Below are 21,836 nucleotides of genomic sequence, written 5' to 3' on the forward strand. Positions count from 1 at the left end.
CCCCGGAGCGTACACGTAGTACGCGAGGAGGCCGAGCACTGCCCAAGCTCAAGCTAGCGGTGCCCGGTAGACGATCACATTAAATCGCTTCTTCGTCTTGTTCGCCAGTACGAATACGCACTACACGCGCCACATCGAAGACAAAGATTTTGCCGTCGCCGATTTTGCCGGTTTGCGCGGTCTGCATGATGGTCTCGACGCAGGTATCGACGATATCGTCGGCCACCACGATCTCAATTTTCACCTTTGGCAGAAAATCGACCATATACTCCGCGCCACGGTACAGCTCGGTGTGGCCCTTCTGGCGGCCGAAGCCTTTCACTTCGGTGACGGTCATCCCGGTAATGCCAACCTCAGCCAGCGCTTCACGGACATCATCCAGTTTGAACGGCTTGATAATGGCGTCGATCTTTTTCATCTTGTTTCCTCGCACCTATTCACTAGGCTATTTTTCTTGTCATTTTGCGCCCGGGCAGTACTCGGGCTCCTCACGTACTACCTATACGCTCCGGGCCCTGCGTGCTGTCCGAACCCAAATTAACGGCGACGATAACGCCTATTGAATAGGCACTTAATTACCAATTTTTGCGGCCAAAGCCGGATGTGATTGGGTAGCGGCGGTCTTTGCCGAAATTGCGGGCGGTAATACGCGGCCCGACGGCAGCCTGACGCCGTTTGTATTCGTTGATATCCACCAGACGGATAACTTTGCGCACGATCGCCTCGTCGAAACCTTCGGCCACCAGATCGGCAACCGACTTATCGCGTTCGACATAACCTTCCAGAATCGCATCCAGAATGTCGTACGGCGGCAAGCTGTCCTGATCGAGCTGATCCGGTGCGAGCTCTGCGGACGGCGGGCGATCGATAACGCGCTGAGGGATCACATAAGAAACGGTATTGCGGTATTCGGATAACTTGAATACCAGTGTTTTCGGTACGTCTTTCAGTACGTCGAAACCACCCGCCATATCACCATACAGCGTGGCATAACCTACCGCCATCTCGCTTTTATTGCCGGTCGTCAACACGATGCTACGGCGCTTATTAGACAGCGCCATCAACACCACACCACGGCAGCGTGCCTGCAAGTTTTCTTCCGTGGTATCACGTTCGGTACCGGCAAACATTGGCGTCAGTTGGCCCATAAAGGCATCAAACATAGGCTCAATGGAGACGATATCAAATTCAATACCCAGGATTTCGGCTTCTTCTTTGGCGTCGGCAATGCTGATATCCGCGGTGTAGCGGAACGGCATCATTAGTGCCTGCACTTTATCTTTGCCCAATGCATCGACGGCAATTGCCAGCGTCAGCGCCGAATCGATACCGCCAGACAACCCCAGCACTGCGCCCTTAAAGCCATTTTTGGTGACGTAATCGCGCACTGCCAGCACCAGGGCTTCATACACCTGCGCTAACTGTGGTAACTCAGCAGCCGGTGCCGTCATTGGCACGACGTCCAGCTCATTGAACTCAAGTAACGTGACCTGTTCGGCAAATGCCGCCAGACGGTGGGTCATGTTGCCAGCGGCGTCGAATACCTTCGAGCAGCCGTCAAAAATCAGTTCATCCTGCCCACCGATCTGGTTCAGGTACACCAGAGGCAAATGGGTGCGTTGGCAATGGCCAGCCATCAGCGTTTTGCGGATATACGGCTTTTCACGGTTGTACGGCGAGGCATTGATAGACAAAATCATTTCAGCGCCAGCGGCCTTGGCAACATCGACCGGCTCAGGGAACCACAGATCTTCACAAATCAGCAGGCCCAATTGATAGCCTTTCAGCTCAACCACGCAGGTTTCATTGCCCGCCTGGAAGTAGCGTTTCTCATCGAAAACACCATAGTTCGGCAACTGCTGCTTGAAGTAACGCGCCAGCAACTTCCCTTCGGAGAACAGCGACAGCGCATTATAGAGTTTATCGCCTTCACGCCACGGGTGGCCGACCAGAATGGCTACATCGACCGACGCCTGTTGCAAACGATGCAACTGCGCGTCACAGCGCTGATAAAAATCATTGCGATACAACAGGTCTTCCGGCGGATAACCAGACAGCGCCAGTTCGGTGAACATGACCAGATCGGCTCCCGCCTTCTGCTGCTCTTGCACCGTTTGCAACATGCGCTCGGTGTTGCCTTCAATGTCACCGACCAGCAGGTTTAACTGGGCCAATGCGATGGATAGTGATCTGCTCATTGTTTAGGATCCCGCTTAATACGTTCCATGGTTCTCTGTGTTGGGCCACGCCACAAACAAGAGAACGGAGTGTAAATCATTCCGTTGCGTTTGTTGAGAACCTGCGTGCGCAGGCCGCAGCGGAAAATATCATTCTTTAAAATCGTTGGCGTCCAGTTCATGACGCGACAGCAATTTATAAAACTCGGTGCGGTTACGGCCTGCCATACGCGCGGCCTGCGTCACGTTACCTTTGGTGATCTGTAACAGCTTGCGCAGGTAATGTAATTCAAACTGATTACGCGCCTCGACAAAGGTCGGCAAGGCGGTATTTTCCCCTTCCAGCGCCTGTTCCACCAGCGCTTCGCTGATCACTGGCGCAGAGGTCAAGGCCACACACTGTTCGATAACGTTCACCAGTTGGCGCACGTTACCCGGCCAGCTGGCGGTCATCAGGCGTTTCATGGCGTCCGAAGAGAAGCTACGGACAAACGGCTTGTGGCGTTTGGCGGATTCGCGCAGCAGATGATTGGCCAGTAATGGAATATCCTCGGCGCGTTCATTCAGTGCAGGGATTTTCAGGTTCACCACATTCAGGCGATAGTACAAATCCTCACGGAATTCGTTTTTCGCCATCGCCTTTTGCAGATCGCGGTGAGTGGCGGAAATAATGCGTACGTCAATGTCCAAATCACGGTTACTGCCCAACGGACGTACCTTGCGCTCTTGCAGCACGCGCAACAATTTAACCTGGAGCGAAAGCGGCATATCGCCGATCTCATCAAGGAACAGCGTGCCGCCGGCTGCCGCCTGAAATAGCCCTTCACGGCTACTCACTGCGCCGGTAAACGCCCCTTTTGCATGGCCAAACAGTTCTGACTCCAGCAACTGCTCCGGCAACGCGCCACAGTTAATGGCAATAAACGCCTTTTTACCACGTGGGCTGGCACCATGAATCGCTTGCGCCAGCACCTCTTTACCGGTACCGCTATGGCCGTTGATCAAGACGCTGACATCGGACTGTGCCACCATTTTTGCCTGCTCGAGCAGGCGCAGCATAATCGGGCTGCGGGTAACGATCTCTTCACGCCAACTGTCATCACCCGCAGGCAACGACAATGACAGCGCTTCGTCGATGGCCTTATACAACGCATCGCGATCCACCGGCTTGGTCAGGAAGCTGAACACCCCTTGCTGTGTGGCAGCCACCGCGTCCGGGATCGAGCCGTGGGCGGTAAGGATGATCACCGGCATGCCCGGCTGATGTTTCTGGATCTCGGCAAACAACGCCATGCCGTCCATCTCATCCATCCGTAAATCGCTTATCACCAGATCAATCTTTTCGCGCCCTAACAGGCGCAACGCTTCCTGACCGCTTTCTGCAGTGGTGACATGAAAACCTTCGCTGGTCAGGCGCATTCCCAACAGCTTGAGCAGGCTGGGATCGTCGTCAACCAATAATAAATTGGCCGGTTTGCGTGCTGTCATTGCGCGTGGGACTCCTTGTTAGCAGGGGACGGCGCATAGGTATCTTCCGGCTCCACCGGCAGGGCTGTGCCCTTCTCCGGTTCCGCGTCCGGTTCTGCGGCTTTGTTTGGTGCCACTTTCTTCACGGCGTCGGTTTTTTGTTGCGTCGCACTGTTGTCCGGAATCTCAGTTTGCAACTGCTTGCGCGAAGAGAGCTGGCGTTCGATATCAGTCAGGTTTTCCAACTTACGTGACGTGTCCTGCAACTGTGCCTGCAAACGTATTTGGCTCTGGCGCAACTGATCTATCTGGCTGTCAGAACTTTCCTGCAGATGTTGGTAGCGTGCCTTTTCATCAAACAGAGTGATCTGCAGCACCTGCTGCTGACGCCACAATTGCAACAACGGGCGCAGTGAACTTGGGAACTCCAGACGATAACTGTTCAGGCGATCGATCATCTGGCGACGTTCGCCAGAGGTTGGCTCAGCGCTACCCAACAGGATGCTTTGTTTGAAAATCCCATACCAACTGTCACCAGGCAGCGTTTTCGCCAGCGCACGCGCCTGGGTGGAACCGATACGATCGGCGCAATCCATGGCTCGCAGCCAGTAAAGAGAGTTATTCAACGCATCTTTTTCGTCGAGCGGCCACAGGGTGTCACACGCTGCAATGCGGTAATCCACCACTTTTGTGTCCGGGATCGCTTCCTGCTGCGGCTGGCTTAAGCCACCGCTGACCGCGCGATCAACACAGCCAGCCAGTAGAAAGGGCACAAAAAGAACGCTGCCTAAAAAGGAAAATCGACGCTTGCCGAGCGGCGTACCCTGTGTGGCACGCGGTGAACGTTCGGTCTGTGAGAGACGAAGGCGTTTAGACCATGTGTACATTATTATTCATTCTCGGCGGTTAATGGCAATTCAATACGGAAGCAGACGTCTGCGCCAGCAACTTCGACCAGTTGCAGCTCGCCGCGCATCCGGCGGATACAATCCTGCGCGATACTTAGCCCAAGACCGCTTCCTTTTACCGCCCCTTTTCGCTGGTGACTACCCTGGAAAAAAGGCTCAAAAATCATGGTTTGCTCAGCTTCGGGGATCGGCGTGCCGCTATTGGCGACATCAATCTGCACCCGTTGCCCAACCTGACGGCTGCGGATCCAAATGTTACCGGATTCCTTACCGTAGTGCACCGCATTGGAGTAGAGATTATCCAGTACGCGCATTAATAGCGTAGGCTCTGCCCAGCAGATTTCCGCATCCAGCTGGATCTCGGTGCGAATCATTTTTGCCCGAGCCGGTAAACTGTGCGCAGCAACGACCATTTCAACCATTTCTTCCAACGCAACATTCTCATGTTCCGCCGGGCCATCGGCCAGTTTACGGTTGTAATCCAGCAGTTGTTCAATCAGCTGCTGCAAGTGACGGCTACTTTGATCGAGAATGGTCACCACTTCTTTTTGATCGGACGTCAACGGACCGGCAACTTCGTCCGCCAGCAGCTCGGTACCCTCACGCATGCTGGCCAGCGGCGTCTTCAACTCATGCGATATATGGCGTAAAAACTCATGGCGCTGCGATTCCAACCACGCTAACCGCTCACTCAACCAAATAATGCGTTGCGCCAACGAACGTAGTTCTCGCGGTCCTTTAAAAGATGCCGTACTACCTAATGCTCGCCCTTCCCCTAAACGGTTGATCATCCGCTCAACCGCTTTTACCGGGCCGATAATCATCCGGGTGAACAGCACCACCAACATCACACTGACCAGAAACAGCATCAACGCCTGCCAGCCGAAGAACTGGCCACGCTCAGCAATCGCCTGCTGTAACTGTTGACCCCGTGAAAACACCACGGCACGCGTGGCCTGCACCATCTCGGCATTAGAGCGTGAAAACGACTCCAACAGAGCCGAAGCCTGTGAGTCCGGCCCACTGCTTTGACATTTAATCGCCGCAAGCTGGGTCAGCAAATTACGCAACGTTTGATAATAACGTTCATCAGGCAGGATTGGTGCATGCGCGTCGAGCATCTGCGAATACTGTTTTCGTTGGTTCTGGTACAGCTTTTCCAGAGTGGGATCGACCAATACGCAATATTGGCGATAGCTGCGCTCCATTTCCAGCGCCACACTGGTCATGGCCTCGCTGCGTCGCGCATCCACCAGCGTGGTGCGGTTGATGTCTGCCGCCTGCGCGCTCAGGTGATCCAGGCTCTGGTAAGCCTGATAAGCCAGCACCAACAGCGGCAACAGCACCAGCAGGAACGCCATCAGCACCAGTTGGCGCAGCGAGCGGGGAAATAAACGCCATCTTTTCAACGAAATCATCTCATTGTCTCTAGTCTGCTTCGATGCTAACTGAGTCGCCGATGAGAGGAAAGCCCGGCGTTCAGCGGAGCGTCAGGAAAATACAGGCAAGCGGGCCTTGGGCAGGAATTTGTGTTTGGGTCTGTCGTAATGAAAGAGAGGTAAACATGACTTTAACGAATTGACGTTGGGGCAGGACTGCCCCATCGCAAGAAAGTGTGGATGCCCTTAAACCTCGTCCCCAGGGTGATGTAGCACTAAGCTGGCATCGAATAGGACGAATAGCATCCGTAAGTATCCGGATTTGATGAATACTCATCACAGTTGGATACAGGCGGTGCCTCACTCCACGTGTCGCCCGATGCTTGATAAAGCGCTTGCGCGTCTGTTATCGGTTTGGTTGGACGATAGGCACCATTTCTTTGGCATCATTCGGAGGCTTATGAGGCAACTATTCCGTCTAAATACGGGGCCGTCATAAAAAGGTGAATGAGCAACTGGAGAGAATAATGCACTTATCGTGCCAATTTTTCAATATATTTATTAACACATTGAAATTAAATAAAAATAATTTTAATCGCGGCTAAAGTGGTCGCTTTATCACGGCATTCGATGAATAAAAAAACACCGCCCTGTCTCCAAAACCCGACAACTTAACTCAATTAATTTTACACCATTATAAAACAACGAGTTATGTGTCTCTTTTTAGAGACAGTGAAAGTAGCCTCTGTCGCAAAATGCAGACAATAACCCTCCCCACCCAATAAAAAGGGGCGCAATCTCTTGCGCCCCGCAGTCCACTGCTGAATGCTTACTTAGCCCAGCTGCTTACGAGCGTTACGGAACATGCGCATCCACGGGCTGTCTTCGCCCCACTCTTCTGGGTGCCATGAGTTACTGACAGTGCGGAATACACGCTCTGGATGCGGCATCATCACCGTCGCACGGCCATTAGCGCTGGTCACAGCGGTGATACCGTTCGGCGAACCATTCGGGTTCGCTGGGTAGGTTTCTGTCACATGGCCCGCATTATCGACAAATCGCAAAGCAACCAGACCATGGTGCTCCAACGCCGCCAAGTGTGCAGCATCCCGCACCTCGACGTGCCCTTCACCGTGTGACACGGCGATCGGCATGCGAGAACCCGCCATACCTTGCATGAACAGTGACGGGCTAGCCGCCACTTCCACCAGACTGAAACGCGCTTCGAAACGGTCAGACAGGTTACGTACAAAGCGAGGCCAATGTTCTGCACCTGGGATCAGATCACGCAGGTTCGACATCATCTGGCACCCGTTACACACACCCAATGCCAGGGTTTGCGGACGATGGAAGAAAGATTCGAATTCGTCGCGAACGCGATCGTTGAACAGAATCGATTTCGCCCAACCTTCACCGGCACCCAATACGTCGCCGTACGAGAAACCACCACAGGCGACCAACGTATGGAAGTCCTGCAAATCGCGACGCCCTTCCAGCAAATCGCTCATATGCACATCTACCGCATCAAAACCGGCGCGATGGAATGCTGCTGCCATTTCAACATGGGAGTTAACACCCTGCTCACGCAGCACCGCCACTTTAGGGCGTGCACCCTTGGCGATATACGGCACAGCAATGTCTTCTTCTGGCGCGAAGCTCAATTTGACGTTCAGGCCAGGATCGCGCTCGTCCTGTTTGGCCTTGTGTTCCTGATCGGCACACTCAGGATTATCACGCAGGCGCTGCATCTGCCAGGTCGTTTCTGCCCACCAGGTACGCAACGTCGCACGGCTTTCGCTGTACACCGTTTTATCGCCCTGAGTAATCACAAAGCGATCGCCAGCCTGTACGCTGCCGATATGGTGCACATTGTCGATCAGACCCTGCTGAGCAAATACGTGTTTTACAGCTTCAAGCTGGTCAGCAGATACTTGAATTACCGCCCCCAACTCCTCGTTGAACAATGCGGCCAGTGCATCATCACCCAACGCGTTAATGTCCGCCTGCACGCCGCAGTGACCGGCAAACGCCATTTCTGCCAACGTGACCAACAGGCCACCGTCAGAACGGTCGTGGTAAGCCAGCAGTGCGCGATCGGCCACCAACTGTTGCATCGCATTAAAGAAGCCCGCCAATTGCTCGACATTGCGCACGTCGGCCGGTTTGTCACCTAACTGGCGGTAAACCTGTGCCAATGCGGTGGCGCCCAGCGCGTTATGTCCATTACCCAGGTCGATCAACAGCAGCGCGCTGTCGCCCTTATCGGTACGCAACTGTGGCGTCACGGTATGGCGTACGTCTTCTACGCGAGCAAAACCGGTGATAACCAACGACAACGGCGAGGTCATTTCACGCTGTTCATTACCTTCCTGCCAGCGAGTTTTCATCGACATTGAGTCTTTGCCCACGGGAATCGTAATACCCAGTGCAGGACAAAGCTCTTCGCCAACGGCTTTCACGGCTTCATACAGACCGGCGTCTTCACCCGGGTGACCTGCTGCTGCCATCCAGTTAGCGGAAAGCTTCACGCGTTTGAGTGAACCAATCTCAGTTCCAGCCAAGTTGGTCAACGCTTCCCCTACCGCCAGGCGGCCAGAAGCGGCGAAGTCCAACAGAGCGACCGGCGCACGTTCGCCGATCGACATCGCTTCACCATAGTAACTGTCCAGGCTGGCGGTCGTTACTGCACAATCCGCTACAGGGATCTGCCATGGACCAACCATCTGATCACGCGCCACCATACCGGTCACGGTACGGTCGCCAATGGTGATCAGGAAGGTTTTCTCGGCAACAGCCGGCAAATGCAGAACACGGTTGACTGCATCAGCCAGAGTAATATTGTCACGCTGCACCGGCTCGCCTTTGGCCTGCAGGCGCGTTACGTCACGCGTCATCTTCGGCGTTTTGCCCAGCAGCACGTCCAGCGGCATGTCGATCGGTTGATTGTCGAAATGACTGTCGTTCAGCGTCAAATGCTGTTCTTCGGTAGCCTCACCAATCACGGCATAAGGGGCACGTTCGCGGCGACAAATCTCGTCAAACTGCGCCATCTGCGCTGGCGCAATCGCCATGACATAACGTTCTTGCGATTCGTTACACCAGACTTCCAGTGGGCTCATGCCCGGCTCGTCGTTCAGAATATCGCGCAGTTCGAAACGACCACCGCGGCCACCGTCGCTAACCAACTCAGGCATGGCGTTAGACAAGCCACCAGCACCCACATCGTGAATAAACAGAATTGGGTTTTGTGCGCCCAATTGCCAGCAGCGGTCAATCACTTCCTGGCAACGGCGCTCCATTTCCGGGTTGTCGCGCTGTACCGAGGCGAAATCCAGATCGGCGTCAGACTGGCCGGACGCCATGGAAGAGGCTGCACCACCACCCAGACCGATGTTCATCGCCGGGCCACCCAGCACCACCAACTTGGCGCCTACGGTGATTTCCGCTTTTTGCACGTGATCGGCGCGGATGTTACCAATACCGCCCGCCAGCATGATCGGCTTGTGGTAGCCACGCAGTTCCACGCCATTATGGCTGTTGACCTGCTCTTCATAAGTACGGAAGTAACCCACCAGTGCCGGACGGCCAAATTCGTTGTTGAACGCTGCACCGCCTAATGGACCTTCGGTCATGATGTCCAGAGCAGTAACGATGCGGTCAGGTTTGCCGAAATCCTGTTCCCACGGCTGTTCGAAGCCAGGAATACGCAGGTTGGAGACAGAGAAGCCCACCAGGCCCGCTTTGGGTTTGGCACCGCGACCGGTAGCACCCTCGTCACGGATCTCACCGCCGGAACCGGTAGCTGCGCCTGGCCATGGGGAGATTGCTGTCGGGTGGTTATGAGTTTCCACCTTCATCAGAATATGTGCTTCTTCCTGATGATAATCATATTGACCGCTTTCCGACTCAGCGAAGAAACGCCCTACCTGCGAGCCTTCCATTACTGCGGCGTTATCTTTATAAGCCGACAGCACATAATCCGGCGTCTGCTCAAAAGTATTTTTGATCATTTTGAACAGCGACTTCGGCTGCTGTTCACCGTCGATAATCCAATCGGCGTTGAAAATTTTATGGCGGCAGTGCTCAGAGTTGGCCTGCGCGAACATATAGAGTTCGATATCCGTCGGGTTGCGCCCCAAACCGGTAAAGGCATTCAGAAGATAGTCGATTTCGTCCTCAGCCAGCGCCAGGCCCAACTTGATGTTGGCCTGTTCCAGCGCGCTGCGCCCTTCACCCAACATATCGATGGCCTGGTAAGGCGCAGGCTGATGTTGAGCGAACAGTTGTTCCGCCTGTTGCAAACTGCTGAAGACGGTTTCCATCATGCGATCGTGCAACAGTACAGCAAGCTGCTGCCATTGCGCTTCAGTCAGCGTCGGCGCCTTAACGTAAAACGCCAGGCCGCGCTCCAATCGCAGTACCTGCTTCAAACCGCAGTTATGGGCGATATCGCTGGCTTTAGAAGACCACGGAGAAATAGTACCCGGACGCGGCGTCACCAACAGCAAGCGACCTTCAGGGGCATGTTCGGCGAGAGAGGGGCCGTACTTGAGTAGACGCTGAAGCTTGGCATGCTCTTCGGCGTTTAGCGGCGCGCTAACATCAGCAAAGTGGACGTACTCGGCGTAGATATCACTAACAGGAAGTTGAGCGTCCTGACAGCGGGACAGCAGTTTGGTAACACGAAAAGCCGACAAAGCGGGCGAACCACGCAGTATTTCCATAATCAAAGTTCTCTCGTCTTCGAAGCAACTGACTTCAGCACTTCATTGGGCGCAACAGGGGGAAAACGCGCGCCATTATAGAGAATCTACGCCGCAGACGAAACCGTTTGCGTAGCTATTATTGATAAAAGCTGTTTGCGCCATTGAATTGTCATAACGTGTCAATAAAGTTGCACGCTGGCGTTTTGTTGCGCAAAATGCCCCCGCACTGGTGATTTAACCATAAGAAAAGACTGGTTTGCTGTCGGCAGTGCACGTGTGCCACCACTGGATAACTATTTGAAACGCCTTAAAATAAACTACATTCTAATCGGTGTTGTTACCTTGCTTCTGGCGCTCGCCTTGTGGCCCAATATTACCTGGCGCGGCGGTCAGGGCGGGCAACTCGAAGAGATTAAATCCCGCGGGGAGTTGCGTATCAGTACGCTAAACTCGCCGTTAACCTATTTCACGACCAAACAGGGACCGAGTGGTCTCGACTATGAGTTGGCAAAACGCTTCGCCAACTATCTGGGTGTGAAACTGGTGGTGATCCCGCATAAGAATATCAATGACCTTTTTGACGATTTAGATGATGACGATGCAGACCTGCTGGCCGCGGGCCTGATCTACAATCAGGATCGGCTCAGCCGCGCACGCACCGGTCCAGCTTATTATTCGGTCTCCCAGCAGTTGGTCTACCGTTTGGGAACCGCTCGGCCAAAAACCTTTGCCGATATTAAAGGTAAACTGGCCGTTGCTTCTGGCTCTGCCCACGTCAGCACGCTGAAACAGCTTAAGCAAAGCAAGTTCCCGAACCTCAGCTGGGAATCCTCCAGCGATCTCACCTCAAAAGAGCTGTTGGAGCAGGTAGCTGACGGCAAACTGGACTATACCCTCGGTGATTCAGTGACCATTGCCCTGCTGCAACGTATCCACCCGCAGCTGGCGGTCGCCTTCGACGTGACTGATGAAGAACCCGTCACCTGGTATTTGAAGCGCGGCACCGACGACAGTCTGTATGCAGCAATGCTGGACTTCTACAGTCAAATGGTTGACGACGGGACGTTGGCACGGCTTGAGGAAAAATATCTCGGTCACGTCGGCAGTTTCGATTACGTTGATACCAAGACCTTCCTGTCAGCCATCGACTCCGTCCTGCCAACATTTCGCTCGCTGTTTGAAAAGTATGCCAATGAGATCGACTGGAAACTGCTGGCAGCTATTGCCTATCAGGAATCACACTGGAATCCCCAGGCAACCTCACCGACGGGTGTACGCGGACTCATGATGCTAACGCGAGCCACTGCCGACGGTCTCGGAGTTAATGATCGTCTCGATCCTGAGGAAAGTATCCAGGGTGGCGCACTCTACCTGCAAAGGTTGATGGCCAAGGTACCCGACAGCGTGCCGGAAGATGAACGCATCTGGTTCTCACTGGCGGCCTACAACATGGGTTGGGGCCATATGCTCGATGCCCGCAAGCTGACCAAGATGCAAAAAGGCAATCCGGACAGCTGGGTAGACGTCAAACAGCGCCTGCCGATGCTCAGCCAAAAGCGCTATTACCCGCAGTTGACCTACGGCTATGCACGCGGGCGTGAAGCTTATAACTATGTAGAGAACATCCGACGTTATCAGGTCAGTTTGGTGGGTTATCTACTGGAAAAAGAGAGAAAGGCAGCGCAGGAAGCCGCCGAACAGGCTGAAATGGGGAAAGGCTACCCGGCCGTCACACCGGAACTGGCACTTAACTTCTGATTAATCTGGGTTCTTATCCAGACCTGCGCGCTGTGCCAGTTTCAACGCCTTTTGCTGTTCACGGCGCATGCGGAAAAAGTTGCTCAACGTAGCGGCGCACTCCTCGGCCAGCACGCCGGACAGGATTTCCACCTGATGATTCATGCCTGGATGGCGCAAAATATCCACCAGTGATCCTGCTGCACCGGTTTTTACATCGGGCGCACCGTATACCAACCGGCGAATGCGGCTATGCACCATCGCCCCTGCACACATCACACAAGGTTCCAGTGTCACATACAGCGTGGCATTTAGCAGACGGTAATTCTGCAATACCGAGCCACCCTGTCTCAGAGCCATGATCTCTGCATGCGCGGTTGGATCGTGGCGGCCAATCGGCCGGTTCCAGCCTTCGCCAATCACCTGATTATCCAACACCAGCAATGCCCCCACCGGCACTTCACCTTCTTCTTGCGCACGCAAGGCCAGCTGCAATGCCTGACGCATCCAGTATTCATCGTTATATTCAGTCATTGCATCATTCCTCGTGCACTTTGCGGCGGGCATTATACACAGTAGCCCCTTTTATCGCAGCCACTCGACTATACTGGCCGAATAACAGTGTTTTTCAGGGACAGGAAACATGAAATTCAATAAAAAGAATGCCGCCGTAGTGCGTAAAGCGCTGGACGGCTGGGTAGCTGAAGGCGCACTGACGACACAGCAACAGCAACAACTGATGCAACATGTCGAGGTACAGCCCTTCGACTGGCGACGGCTGGCACGCTATGCGTTTCTCGCCGCACTGGCTTCGCTGGTGATCGCCATCAGTAGCCTGTTCGCCGACAGCGCACTGCTATACCGACTCAGTGAGCTGTTCCGCTTCGATGCCCCCGTACGTATGACAATTGCCGCCATACTCGCCGCTCTTGGCTATGTGTGGGCATTGCGCCGACGCCACCGGTATCCGGAAAAACGTTACGGCAATGAGGCGGCGTTATTCGTTGCCGTACTGCTGACTGCCTGTGCCCTGTGGCAGATGGGCGTTTGGCTGGATAACGGCAGCGGCCGAATCTCACTGCTACTGATGTTCGCTGCCCTGCTGTATGGCGTGATTGGCTGGTTCAGCCGCTCAGGGCTGGTGTGGTGGTTTGCTCTGCTGTCGCTCGGTAACGCCTTCGGCGCCGAAACCGGTTATATGTCGGGCTGGGGCGCCTATTGGCTCGGGATGAGTTTTCCGATTCGCTTTATCGCCTTCGGTGCGGTACTGATCGCGGCTGCGTTGCTGTTGCAGCCACTACTCGCTCGCCGTGGTCTGGAGCGGGTTTCATTGGCGATGGGGCTGTTATACCTATTTATAGCCCTCTGGTTACTGTCGATCTTTGGCAACTATAGCGATCTCGACAGTTGGTACAATGCACGCCAGATCGAACTGTTTCACTGGAGCCTGTTGTTCGGCCTTGTCGCCGTCGGCTGCATTTGGCTGGGGTTGAAACGCGACGACGGCATGCTCCGCGGATTCGGCCTGACGTTTCTTGGTATTAACCTTTACACGCGTTTTTTCGAGTTTTTCTGGGGTGCCATGCCGAAGGCTATTTTCTTTGTGCTACTCGGTCTCAGTCTGTGGGCCTTGGGGCATTACGCAGAGAAGATCTGGCAATTGGGCCGCAAACCCCATGATCAAACCGATGATTAAAGCTTCTGTTTAACGGTTAAACTTACTGCTGGATTGAGCTCAGACCGAGCCAAATCCACAAGGTTAAAGTGGTTAAATTAAAATCAAATCAATCACCTGGCTTATCCACCCCGATATTGCGATAGATCATGATAATTTAATAATTAGCATAGTAGTGTTTGAGGCAAGCAATAAAGCTTTTATCAAGGAGTGAGTTATGGCTGCTTCAACTTTCTTTATCCCCTCCGTCAATATGATTGGTTCTGGCTGTCTGGAAGAAGCAGCGAACACCATGAAACAGCAGGGGCTAGGTTACGCATTGATCGTGACCGACAAAGTGTTGAATAACATTGGTGTGGTCGCCCAGGTTCAACAATTACTCGCCGCACAGCAAATCGAAAGCTGCGTTTATGACGGCACACATCCTAATCCAACCACTCTGAACGTGAAGCAAGGCCTGGCCTTACTGCAAGAACACCGGTGCGATTGCGTCGTTTCTCTCGGTGGGGGTTCACCACACGATTGTGCCAAAGGCATTGCACTGCTGGCGACTAACGGTGGCGACATTAAGGATTATGAAGGTGTTGATCGTTCTGCAAAACCGCAGCTACCGATGATTGCTATTAACACCACCGCAGGTACCGCCTCTGAAATGACCCGTTTTTGCATCATTACTGATGAAGCGCGTCACATCAAAATGGCGATTGTCGACAAACACGTCACCCCAATCCTGTCGGTCAACGATCCACACCTGATGGCCGGCATGCCAAAAGGATTAACCGCCGCGACCGGGATGGATGCGCTAACCCACGCGATAGAGGCTTATGTTTCCAGCGCAGCTAACCCGATTACCGATGCTTGCGCACTGAAAGCCGTCACCATGATCACCGAATCTCTGCGTGACGCAGTCGCCGACGGCAACAATATGCAAGCACGTGAAAACATGGCCTATGCCCAGTTCCTGGCCGGTATGGCTTTCAACAACGCCTCACTCGGCTATGTGCATGCCATGGCGCATCAGCTCGGTGGCTTCTACGATCTGCCACACGGGGTGTGTAATGCCGTGCTGTTACCGCACGTGCAGGAGTTCAATACGAGCGTATGTGCATCACGGCTAAAAGATGTCGCCGCCGCCATGGGCCTCGACGTGACACACCTGAATGACCAACAGGGTGCCGCCGCCTGTATTGCTGCCATCCGTTTACTGGCGCAAGACGTCGGTATTCCGGCTGGCCTACGTGATTTAAAGGTGAAAGAACAGGACTTCGATACGCTGGCAGCCAACGCACTGAAAGACGCTTGCGGCTTCACCAACCCAATACAAGCCACCCACGAGCAAATTGTCGCCATCTTCCGCGCGGCAATGTAAACATCCAAAATACTAAAGGGCGGAATATCCGCCCTTTAGTTATTCCAACTGTTGTAACTCACCCTGCTTACTGACCCGCCAACGATGCTCACAGAAATAGAGCAATGGGTTATCCTGCTTGCTGTCGCTGTAGCCACTGTATAACTTGAGCGGAGCGCCAAGACGCTGTTCCAACTGGGTGACTTTTTGTTCACCCAAGCAACGCAGCGTCAGAACCCAACCTCCGTAACACCGTATAATACGGCTACCGACCAAATGAACCTGCGGCAGGAAAGCCGAGTCCTGATAAACCTGCTTAACAAGTCGTTCTGGCGAGCCGGTGATCAACCATACTTGCGCATCATGAGCATCAAGGTATTGCCGCAAGCGCATTTGCACCACAGGAAAAGCTGTCACTTTCTGCCGGAAATCACTGACAAAACGCAATTCCAACGCCTTTAGGCTGGCCTCTGAGCGACCAAAGGTAATCGACCACAGCAGCACACTCATGGGCCAACGAGCGGCACGCCCCATCACCAGCATCGTTAGCCCAACGATCGGCAATAAGGGCACCACCAGCAACAGATTCAGCGGCAGACGACGTAACAAGAAACGTAAAAAACTGCCAAACATATCTTCCTGATGCAGCGTACCGTCCAGATCAAAGAACACCACGCGACGGCCTTCCACGGCCTGTTGGCTCTGCTTCTCGCTCAAACGCTACTCCTCAGGATCGTTGAATCCCATTATCCAGGTGAAAATAAATCCAGCGGCAATGGTAATCACCAGACCAGCCAGATACAACATCACCTTACCCGAGACAATGGTTAACGCCAAAGGTAAACCCGAGATGCCGAAGGTGATCACCGTCGCCACTTTCCAGTAGCTGATCAGTGCCCCACCTACCGCACCACCAAGACAAGCCGCGATAAAGGGCTTACCCAACGGCAGCGTCACGCCGAAAATCAACGGCTCGCCAATGCCGAGAATACCAACCGGCAACGCCCCTTTGATCACCTTTTTTAGACGCGCATTACGGGTTTTCATTAATACCGCCAGCGCAGCCCCGACCTGCCCTACTCCTGCCATCGCTAAAATCGGCAACAGTGGGTTGGAACCATGAGCCTGCACCAACTCGACGTGGATCGGCACTAACCCTTGATGCAAACCGGACAACACCAGCGGCAAGAACAGCCCGGATAGCACTGCGCCCACCAGCAAGCCGCCTTTGTCGATCGCCAGATTGGCGCCATGGGCAATGGCATCCGAAATATAACCGCCCAGCGGCTGCAGGATCACAATGGCCAAGGATGCGGTCACCAGGGTGGTGATCAGCGGATTGAGGATCAGTTCAATCGATTCCGGCAGCCAATTGCGCAGGCGCTTTTCCACCCAGCACATGAGCGCCACTACCAGCAGCACCGCAATCACCCCACCGCGCCCAGGCTGCAATGCCTCACCAAACAGGGTGATTTGAGCCAACGCAGGGCTTGAGAGAATGCCGGCCATTACGCCGCCCATGGCTTGCGAACCGCCAAACACCCGTGCTGCATTAACCCCCACCAGAATATTCATAATGGCAAACACTGCGCTGCCGAAAATCGCCAGCAGTCCCAGCACGTTGGGGTAATTCACCGCCAGCTCACCGGCAATATCCGGCCTCTTCAGCACGTTGATAATGCCGGTAATCAGACCGGAGGCGATAAACGCCGGTATCAGGGGAATAAAGACATCAGCCAGTTTTTTCAGCGCACCGCTCATTGGTGCAGAATACTTTTGCTTAGCCTGTGCCTTGTTGCGAGCGATATTGTCCTCAACAGCCGCAGGGGCGCAACTGAGTAATGTACGCATAGCATCCACCACTTTGGCGGCGGCACCAGGACCAACAATGAATTGATGCTGCTCGCCCTGCTTGATATAGCCCTTAATGCCCGGTAACTGCTTGAGCAGCGCTAAATCAAGACGTTGCTCATCGTTAACCTCAACACGAACCCTTGTCATGCAGTTTTCCAGCCGGAGGATATTTCCCTCACCGCCAATCCCCGCCAGAATCTGTGTTGCCAGTGCCGTTGTTTTGTCCATCGCCCGCCCCAGGTGTGGTTTAGCGCGTCAATGCCGCGCGCAAATAGCCGTCGTGTTGCTGTAAGCGCTGCTGCGCCTCTTCAGCATCAACGCCAGCCAGAATCATCAGAATTGCCGGTTTGACCTCAAAGCGGGTTTGCTTTAGCGCGGCTTCAGCCTGACTGCGTTCGGCGCCGGTAGCTTCCACCACGATACGACAAGCACGATCCACCAGTTTTACGTTGGTGGCTTTCACATCCACCATCAGATTTTCATAAACCTTACCGAGCTTGACCATCGCACCGGTCGACAACATATTCAGCACCAGCTTTTGTGCAGTACCGGATTTCATGCGCGTCGAGCCGGTCAAGGCTTCTGGCCCCACGACCGGCGAAATCGCCACCTGTGCCTCATGAGCGATCGGTGAGTCCGGGTTGCACGAGATAGCTACCGTTGGGCAACCCAGTTGTCTTGCGTAACGCAATGCACCAATCACATAAGGTGTGCGCCCTGACGCCGCCAACCCCACCACAATGTCGGTCGCCGTTAAATTCAGTGCAAGGAGATCGGCCTCGCCCAGCGTGGCATCGTCCTCCGCTCCTTCTACCGCTTTCAGTAATGCCCCAGGGCCACCGGCAATCAGCCCGATCACCATGCCATGGGGCACACCGAATGTCGGCGGACATTCAGAAGCATCCAGCACGCCAAGACGACCGCTGGTACCCGCGCCCAGATAAATCAGCCGACCACCAGCCTTCAGCGCCGCCGCAGCCAGATCCACCGCTTGTGCAATAGCAGGCAACACCTTTTCAATTGCCTCTGGCACCTTTCGGTCTTCCCGGTTAAAACAACCCACCATCTCCAGCGTCGACATTTCATCCAGCCCCATAGTGGCTGGGTTGCGGGTTTCGGACACCAATGCGCCTAAATTCATTTTTTCACCTTTGAATTTTTAATTCACAAACTAAAATCATTATTTGAATATTTTATTCAACAAAGCGAGCATTTTTTGCTATTTTAAAGACTTGGTCACAAAAATTTTCACTGCGCGTTTTCGTCACTGCCGTGGCAGAATGTCGGCTGGTTTTCAGGAAATATTGGTTGCGCCTCAAAAACCCGAACTCCGCGTTATCGGGCCGAAACAGAGGTTCGCTATGCTCTGTACCCATCGCCTTGATTACGGTTTTGGGTCTGCGACGGCGCCACGGTCAATGATGAGACACACCTTATGAGTACCCTTCTCCGTATTCGCCAGATGTACCCAACGCTGGCTCAAAATGACCGCAAGTTGGCGGACTTTCTGCTGCATAACGCCGAGCAGGCACGCCATCTTAGTTCACAAAAGCTGGCCCAGTTGGCTGGGGTCAGTCAGTCGAGCGTCGTTAAGTTTGCTCAAAAAATGGGCTATAAAGGCTTTCCGGCACTAAAACTGGCATTGAGCGAAACGCTGGCCCACCCGCAAGCAGAACCTGTCGTTACGGTGCATAACCAGATCCTTAGCAGTGATGCATTGAAAACCGTCGGTGAAAAATTGTTGGTAGAAAAGCAAGCGGCACTACGCGCAACACTGGATATCAACAGTGAAGAGCGCCTTCATCAGGGGCTGGAAATGCTGCGCCAGGCGCGAAGGGTTATTTTGCTGGGAATTGGCGCTTCCGGGCTGGTTGCCAAAGATTTCTCTTACAAGCTGCTAAAAATTGGCGTTATGGCGGTGGCCGAGCCGGATATGCACGTCCAATTGGCGGCAGTTCAGGCACTGGATAAACGGGACTTATTGCTGGCCATTTCGTTTAGCGGCGAACGCAGGGAAATCAATCTGGCAGCCGAAGAAGCTCGCCTGGCTGGCGCTAAAGTGTTGGCGTTGACCAGTTTCTCCCCCAATGGATTGCAGCAACGCGCTGACCACTGTTTGTATACTATCGCCGAAGAACCCAACACCCGCAGCGCCGCTATTTCCTCCAGCACCGCTCAATATGCGCTTACCGACCTGATGTTCATGGCCTTAATTCAGCACGATCTCGATCACGCACGTGACCGTATCAAACACAGCGAACAATTAGTGAAAAAACTGGTTTAAACGGTATAATCGGCGCTGCAAAAAATACCCCTATTAACGTTGAGAGATAAATCATGGCCCTGCTAATCACGCGCAAATGCATCAACTGCGATATGTGCGAGCCGGAATGCCCGAATCAGGCTATTTCGATGGGCGATGATATCTATCAGATTGATACTGATCGCTGTACCGAATGCGTCGGTCATTACGATACGCCAACCTGCCAGCAGGTGTGCCCAATCGACAATACCATCGTGGTTAATCCTCAGCACCGCGAAACCAATGAACAGCTGTGGGACAAGTTTGTGGTGCTGCACCATGCCGAACAGCTGTAACGGCCACGTTCAGATCGAAAAGGGCGCCAATTGGCGCCCTTTTGTTTTGTCGCAAAGCCAGCCTATTATCCTTCGATAATCACCGTGGCGCAGGCATAACGACGCTCGTCTGCCAGCGAAACGTGGATAGATGTCACCCTCATTTCCTGGGCTAGCTCGGCGGCGCGACCATGCAGACGGATATTCGGCTTGCCGAGACCGTCGTTAAAGACTTCAAACTGATTAAACGCCAACCCATTGCGAATACCGGTACCAAAGGCCTTGGCAACGGCCTCTTTCACCGCAAACCGTTTGGCCAGGAAACGTACTGGCTGCTGATGCTGCTGGTACAATGCCCATTCAGTATCATTGAGTACACGACGCGCCAGCCGATCACCACTACGCTCTACTACCGCTTCGATACGTGCCATTTCGACAATATCGGTACCCAATCCCAGCACGGCCATTAGCGACGTGCTTCGCGCATCAGCAGTTTCATATCCGTGACCGCAGCAGGCAGACCGCACATCACCGCCTGCCCGATAATCGCGTGACCGATATTCAACTCATGCATTTCCGGCAGTGCAGCGATAGGCTGAACGTTATGGTAAGTCAGACCATGTCCGGCATTCACCTTCAGGCCTTTTTCTGCCGCGTAAGTTGCAGCAACCGCGATACGATGCAGCTCTGCTTTCACCGCCAGTTCGCCTTCGGCTTCCGCATAAGCGCCGGTGTGGATTTCAATGTAAGGAGCACCCACCGCTACCGCTGCATCTATCTGTCGATGGTCCGGATCGATAAACAGCGATACCAGAATACCGGCCTGTGCCAATCGCTCAACCGCAACGGACATTTTGTCTTGTTGCCCGGCAACATCCAGCCCACCTTCAGTGGTCACTTCTTCACGTTTTTCCGGCACCAGGCAACAAAAATGCGGCTTCAACTCAATAGCGATATCCAGCATTTCATCCGTCACTGCCATTTCCAGATTCATGCGCGTTTGAATGGTCTGGCGCAAAATGCGAACGTCGCGGTCGGTGATATGACGGCGATCTTCACGAAGGTGTACAGTGATCCCATCGGCTCCTGCTTGCTCGGCAATAAATGCTGCCTGAACCGGATCCGGGTATTGGGTTCCGCGCGCGTTACGTAACGTGGCGATGTGATCGATATTGACGCCCAGCAGCAAATCAGCCATGACAACCCTCTAAAGAATTGATTTTCAGTGGCCGTAGTTTACACGTGGGGACTGTGCGGCAAAAGAGGAAAAGGTCAGGCGTCGTCGACCGGTGTATCCGGCTGTTTACGGACGAACTGACGAAATAGCTCACGACTCTTCAACGGCTTTCCGCCCAGATAGGGCTTGAGTGCCATACGCGTGAAACGTTTGGCCGCACGTAACGTTGACACATCAGGGAACTGGCGCTCTGCCAACGCACGTAGTTCACGGCCGGTAAAGCTGTAATGATCCACCACCAGACTGGCGATAAAACCTTTTTCCTCGCGATACCGGTAGGTCATGCCATCATCCACCGGCAGACCGCTGCCAGCACAATGCAGAAAGTCCAGTCCATATCCCAGATGGTTCAGCAAAGCCAATTCGAACTGACGCAGCGCCTGCTCCGGCGAAACGTCTTCTGCCGCCAGCGCCTGCAAACATTGTAGGTAGTCGAAGAACAATACCGAGTAATTGGCTTCTTGTTCCAACACTCGTGACAGCAGTTCGTTCACGTACAAGCCGCTGTACAACATCATGCCACTGAGAGGTAAACCAAGGGAGACCGCTTCGGCGTTACGCAGCGTTTTTACTTCGCCACGGCCACCCCAGCGTACTAAGAGAGGAGTAAAGGGTTGCAAGCAACCCTTTAAATTGGAGCGGCGGCTGCGCGCGCCTTTTGCCAGCAAGCGCACCCGCCCATGACCTTCTGTGAACATATCCAGCATGAGACTGGTTTCACTGTACGGTCGTCCATGCAGGACGAAAGCGCGCTCCCAGCCGTCCATTGGA

General features: G+C 53.9%; 18 protein-coding genes. 5 read left to right on the top strand and 13 right to left on the bottom strand.

The genetic code is table 11. From position 1 onward, the window contains the following. Positions 1 to 79 precede the first annotated feature (79 nt). The 6 genes from glnB to purL all read right to left on the bottom strand — a co-directional run bounded on the left by glnB (position 80) and on the right by purL (position 10,658). Positions 80 to 418, bottom strand: coding sequence for a nitrogen regulatory protein P-II (gene glnB / locus SGR01S_RS19510; protein WP_004847623.1), 339 nt, complete (start codon positions 416 to 418; stop codon positions 80 to 82). Between the two features lie 157 nt (positions 419 to 575). Next, positions 576 to 2,198, bottom strand: a complete 1,623-nt coding sequence (locus tag SGR01S_RS19515; RefSeq protein ID WP_061808339.1) for an NAD+ synthase — start codon at positions 2,196 to 2,198, stop codon at positions 576 to 578. 129 nt (positions 2,199 to 2,327) lie between these two features. Beyond that, the gene (glrR, locus tag SGR01S_RS19520; protein WP_037417458.1) at positions 2,328 to 3,665 is read right to left on the bottom strand and encodes a two-component system response regulator GlrR; all 1,338 of its coding nucleotides are present in this window, start codon (positions 3,663 to 3,665) and stop codon (positions 2,328 to 2,330) included. Then, on the bottom strand, positions 3,662 to 4,531 hold the full coding sequence (gene qseG, locus SGR01S_RS19525; protein ID WP_061808340.1) for a two-component system QseEF-associated lipoprotein QseG: 870 nt from the start codon (positions 4,529 to 4,531) through the stop codon (positions 3,662 to 3,664). The genes glrR and qseG overlap by 4 nt, the downstream gene beginning before the upstream one ends. 2 nt (positions 4,532 to 4,533) lie before the next feature. Further along, a complete protein-coding gene (locus tag SGR01S_RS19530) occupies positions 4,534 to 5,970 on the bottom strand; it encodes a sensor histidine kinase (RefSeq protein WP_037417456.1) in 1,437 nt (478 codons plus the stop codon). 794 nt (positions 5,971 to 6,764) lie between these two features. Further along, on the bottom strand, positions 6,765 to 10,658 hold the full coding sequence (gene purL / locus SGR01S_RS19535; RefSeq protein WP_172479818.1) for a phosphoribosylformylglycinamidine synthase: 3,894 nt from the start codon (positions 10,656 to 10,658) through the stop codon (positions 6,765 to 6,767). 276 nt (positions 10,659 to 10,934) lie between these two features. Here purL and mltF point away from each other — a divergent pair, with 276 nt between their 5' ends. Beyond that, on the top strand, positions 10,935 to 12,395 hold the full coding sequence (mltF, locus tag SGR01S_RS19540) for a membrane-bound lytic murein transglycosylase MltF (RefSeq protein WP_037422319.1): 1,461 nt from the start codon (positions 10,935 to 10,937) through the stop codon (positions 12,393 to 12,395). Here the strand turns inward: mltF and tadA are convergent, their stop codons facing one another. Continuing rightward, positions 12,396 to 12,908 (bottom strand): tRNA adenosine(34) deaminase TadA, encoded by a 513-nt coding sequence (gene tadA / locus SGR01S_RS19545; protein WP_037422049.1) that lies wholly within the window; start codon positions 12,906 to 12,908, stop codon positions 12,396 to 12,398. 109 nt (positions 12,909 to 13,017) lie between these two features. Here tadA and SGR01S_RS19550 point away from each other — a divergent pair, with 109 nt between their 5' ends. Together SGR01S_RS19550 and yiaY are read left to right on the top strand one after the other, a co-directional pair. Continuing rightward, complete coding sequence (locus SGR01S_RS19550) at positions 13,018 to 14,070, top strand: DUF2339 domain-containing protein (protein WP_061808342.1); 1,053 nt, start codon at positions 13,018 to 13,020, stop codon at positions 14,068 to 14,070. Positions 14,071 to 14,266: 196 nt separating this feature from the next. Next, the gene (gene yiaY / locus SGR01S_RS19555; protein ID WP_061808343.1) at positions 14,267 to 15,418 is read left to right on the top strand and encodes an L-threonine dehydrogenase; all 1,152 of its coding nucleotides are present in this window, start codon (positions 14,267 to 14,269) and stop codon (positions 15,416 to 15,418) included. 39 nt (positions 15,419 to 15,457) lie between these two features. On the opposite strand, the gene yfhb is transcribed toward yiaY, so the two are convergent. From yfhb to murQ, 3 genes are read right to left on the bottom strand one after another with little or no spacing between them, the layout of a single operon-like run. Beyond that, positions 15,458 to 16,114, bottom strand: a complete 657-nt coding sequence (yfhb, locus tag SGR01S_RS19560) for a phosphatidylglycerophosphatase C (RefSeq protein ID WP_037422061.1) — start codon at positions 16,112 to 16,114, stop codon at positions 15,458 to 15,460. A 3-nt stretch (positions 16,115 to 16,117) separates the two neighbouring features. After that, entirely contained in the window at positions 16,118 to 17,479 is a 1,362-nt protein-coding gene (locus SGR01S_RS19565; RefSeq protein ID WP_061808344.1) for a PTS transporter subunit EIIC, read from the bottom strand. A 19-nt stretch (positions 17,480 to 17,498) separates the two neighbouring features. Continuing rightward, positions 17,499 to 18,392 (bottom strand): N-acetylmuramic acid 6-phosphate etherase, encoded by an 894-nt coding sequence (gene murQ, locus SGR01S_RS19570; protein WP_061808345.1) that lies wholly within the window; start codon positions 18,390 to 18,392, stop codon positions 17,499 to 17,501. A 294-nt stretch (positions 18,393 to 18,686) separates the two neighbouring features. On the opposite strand from murQ, the gene SGR01S_RS19575 reads away from it, so the two are divergent. Together SGR01S_RS19575 and SGR01S_RS19580 are read left to right on the top strand one after the other, a co-directional pair. Beyond that, positions 18,687 to 19,535 (top strand): MurR/RpiR family transcriptional regulator, encoded by an 849-nt coding sequence (locus SGR01S_RS19575; protein ID WP_037422068.1) that lies wholly within the window; start codon positions 18,687 to 18,689, stop codon positions 19,533 to 19,535. Positions 19,536 to 19,588: 53 nt separating this feature from the next. After that, complete coding sequence (locus SGR01S_RS19580) at positions 19,589 to 19,849, top strand: YfhL family 4Fe-4S dicluster ferredoxin (RefSeq protein ID WP_037422071.1); 261 nt, start codon at positions 19,589 to 19,591, stop codon at positions 19,847 to 19,849. Between the two features lie 65 nt (positions 19,850 to 19,914). On the opposite strand, the gene acpS is transcribed toward SGR01S_RS19580, so the two are convergent. The 3 genes from acpS to recO all read right to left on the bottom strand — a co-directional run bounded on the left by acpS (position 19,915) and on the right by recO (position 21,832). Further along, a complete protein-coding gene (gene acpS, locus SGR01S_RS19585; protein WP_037422074.1) occupies positions 19,915 to 20,295 on the bottom strand; it encodes a holo-ACP synthase in 381 nt (126 codons plus the stop codon). Continuing rightward, positions 20,295 to 21,026: a pyridoxine 5'-phosphate synthase gene (gene pdxJ / locus SGR01S_RS19590; protein ID WP_037422078.1), complete on the bottom strand. Its 732-nt coding sequence runs from the start codon at positions 21,024 to 21,026 to the stop codon at positions 20,295 to 20,297. Before pdxJ ends, acpS begins: the two co-directional genes overlap by 1 nt. A gap of 74 nt (positions 21,027 to 21,100) precedes the next feature. Further along, a complete protein-coding gene (gene recO / locus SGR01S_RS19595) occupies positions 21,101 to 21,832 on the bottom strand; it encodes a DNA repair protein RecO (RefSeq protein WP_037422081.1) in 732 nt (243 codons plus the stop codon). Positions 21,833 to 21,836 lie beyond the last annotated feature (4 nt).

Source organism: Serratia grimesii NBRC 13537 (assembly GCF_001590905.1).
Lineage (GTDB): Bacteria > Pseudomonadota > Gammaproteobacteria > Enterobacterales > Enterobacteriaceae > Serratia > Serratia grimesii.

Coding starts and splice junctions, on each gene's coding strand:
- SGR01S_RS19575 (WP_037422068.1), top strand. CDS start 18,687: ATGAGTACCCTTCTCCGTATTCGCCAGATGTACCCAACGCTGGCTCAA.
- glrR (WP_037417458.1), bottom strand. CDS start 3,665: ATGACAGCACGCAAACCGGCCAATTTATTATTGGTTGACGACGATCCC.
- murQ (WP_061808345.1), bottom strand. CDS start 18,392: ATGAATTTAGGCGCATTGGTGTCCGAAACCCGCAACCCAGCCACTATG.
- SGR01S_RS19580 (WP_037422071.1), top strand. CDS start 19,589: ATGGCCCTGCTAATCACGCGCAAATGCATCAACTGCGATATGTGCGAG.
- pdxJ (WP_037422078.1), bottom strand. CDS start 21,026: ATGGCTGATTTGCTGCTGGGCGTCAATATCGATCACATCGCCACGTTA.
- qseG (WP_061808340.1), bottom strand. CDS start 4,531: ATGTACACATGGTCTAAACGCCTTCGTCTCTCACAGACCGAACGTTCA.
- glnB (WP_004847623.1), bottom strand. CDS start 418: ATGAAAAAGATCGACGCCATTATCAAGCCGTTCAAACTGGATGATGTC.
- acpS (WP_037422074.1), bottom strand. CDS start 20,295: ATGGCCGTGCTGGGATTGGGTACCGATATTGTCGAAATGGCACGTATC.
- recO (WP_037422081.1), bottom strand. CDS start 21,832: ATGGACGGCTGGGAGCGCGCTTTCGTCCTGCATGGACGACCGTACAGT.
- SGR01S_RS19550 (WP_061808342.1), top strand. CDS start 13,018: ATGAAATTCAATAAAAAGAATGCCGCCGTAGTGCGTAAAGCGCTGGAC.
- tadA (WP_037422049.1), bottom strand. CDS start 12,908: ATGACTGAATATAACGATGAATACTGGATGCGTCAGGCATTGCAGCTG.
- SGR01S_RS19530 (WP_037417456.1), bottom strand. CDS start 5,970: ATGATTTCGTTGAAAAGATGGCGTTTATTTCCCCGCTCGCTGCGCCAA.
- yiaY (WP_061808343.1), top strand. CDS start 14,267: ATGGCTGCTTCAACTTTCTTTATCCCCTCCGTCAATATGATTGGTTCT.
- SGR01S_RS19515 (WP_061808339.1), bottom strand. CDS start 2,198: ATGAGCAGATCACTATCCATCGCATTGGCCCAGTTAAACCTGCTGGTC.
- SGR01S_RS19565 (WP_061808344.1), bottom strand. CDS start 17,479: ATGGACAAAACAACGGCACTGGCAACACAGATTCTGGCGGGGATTGGC.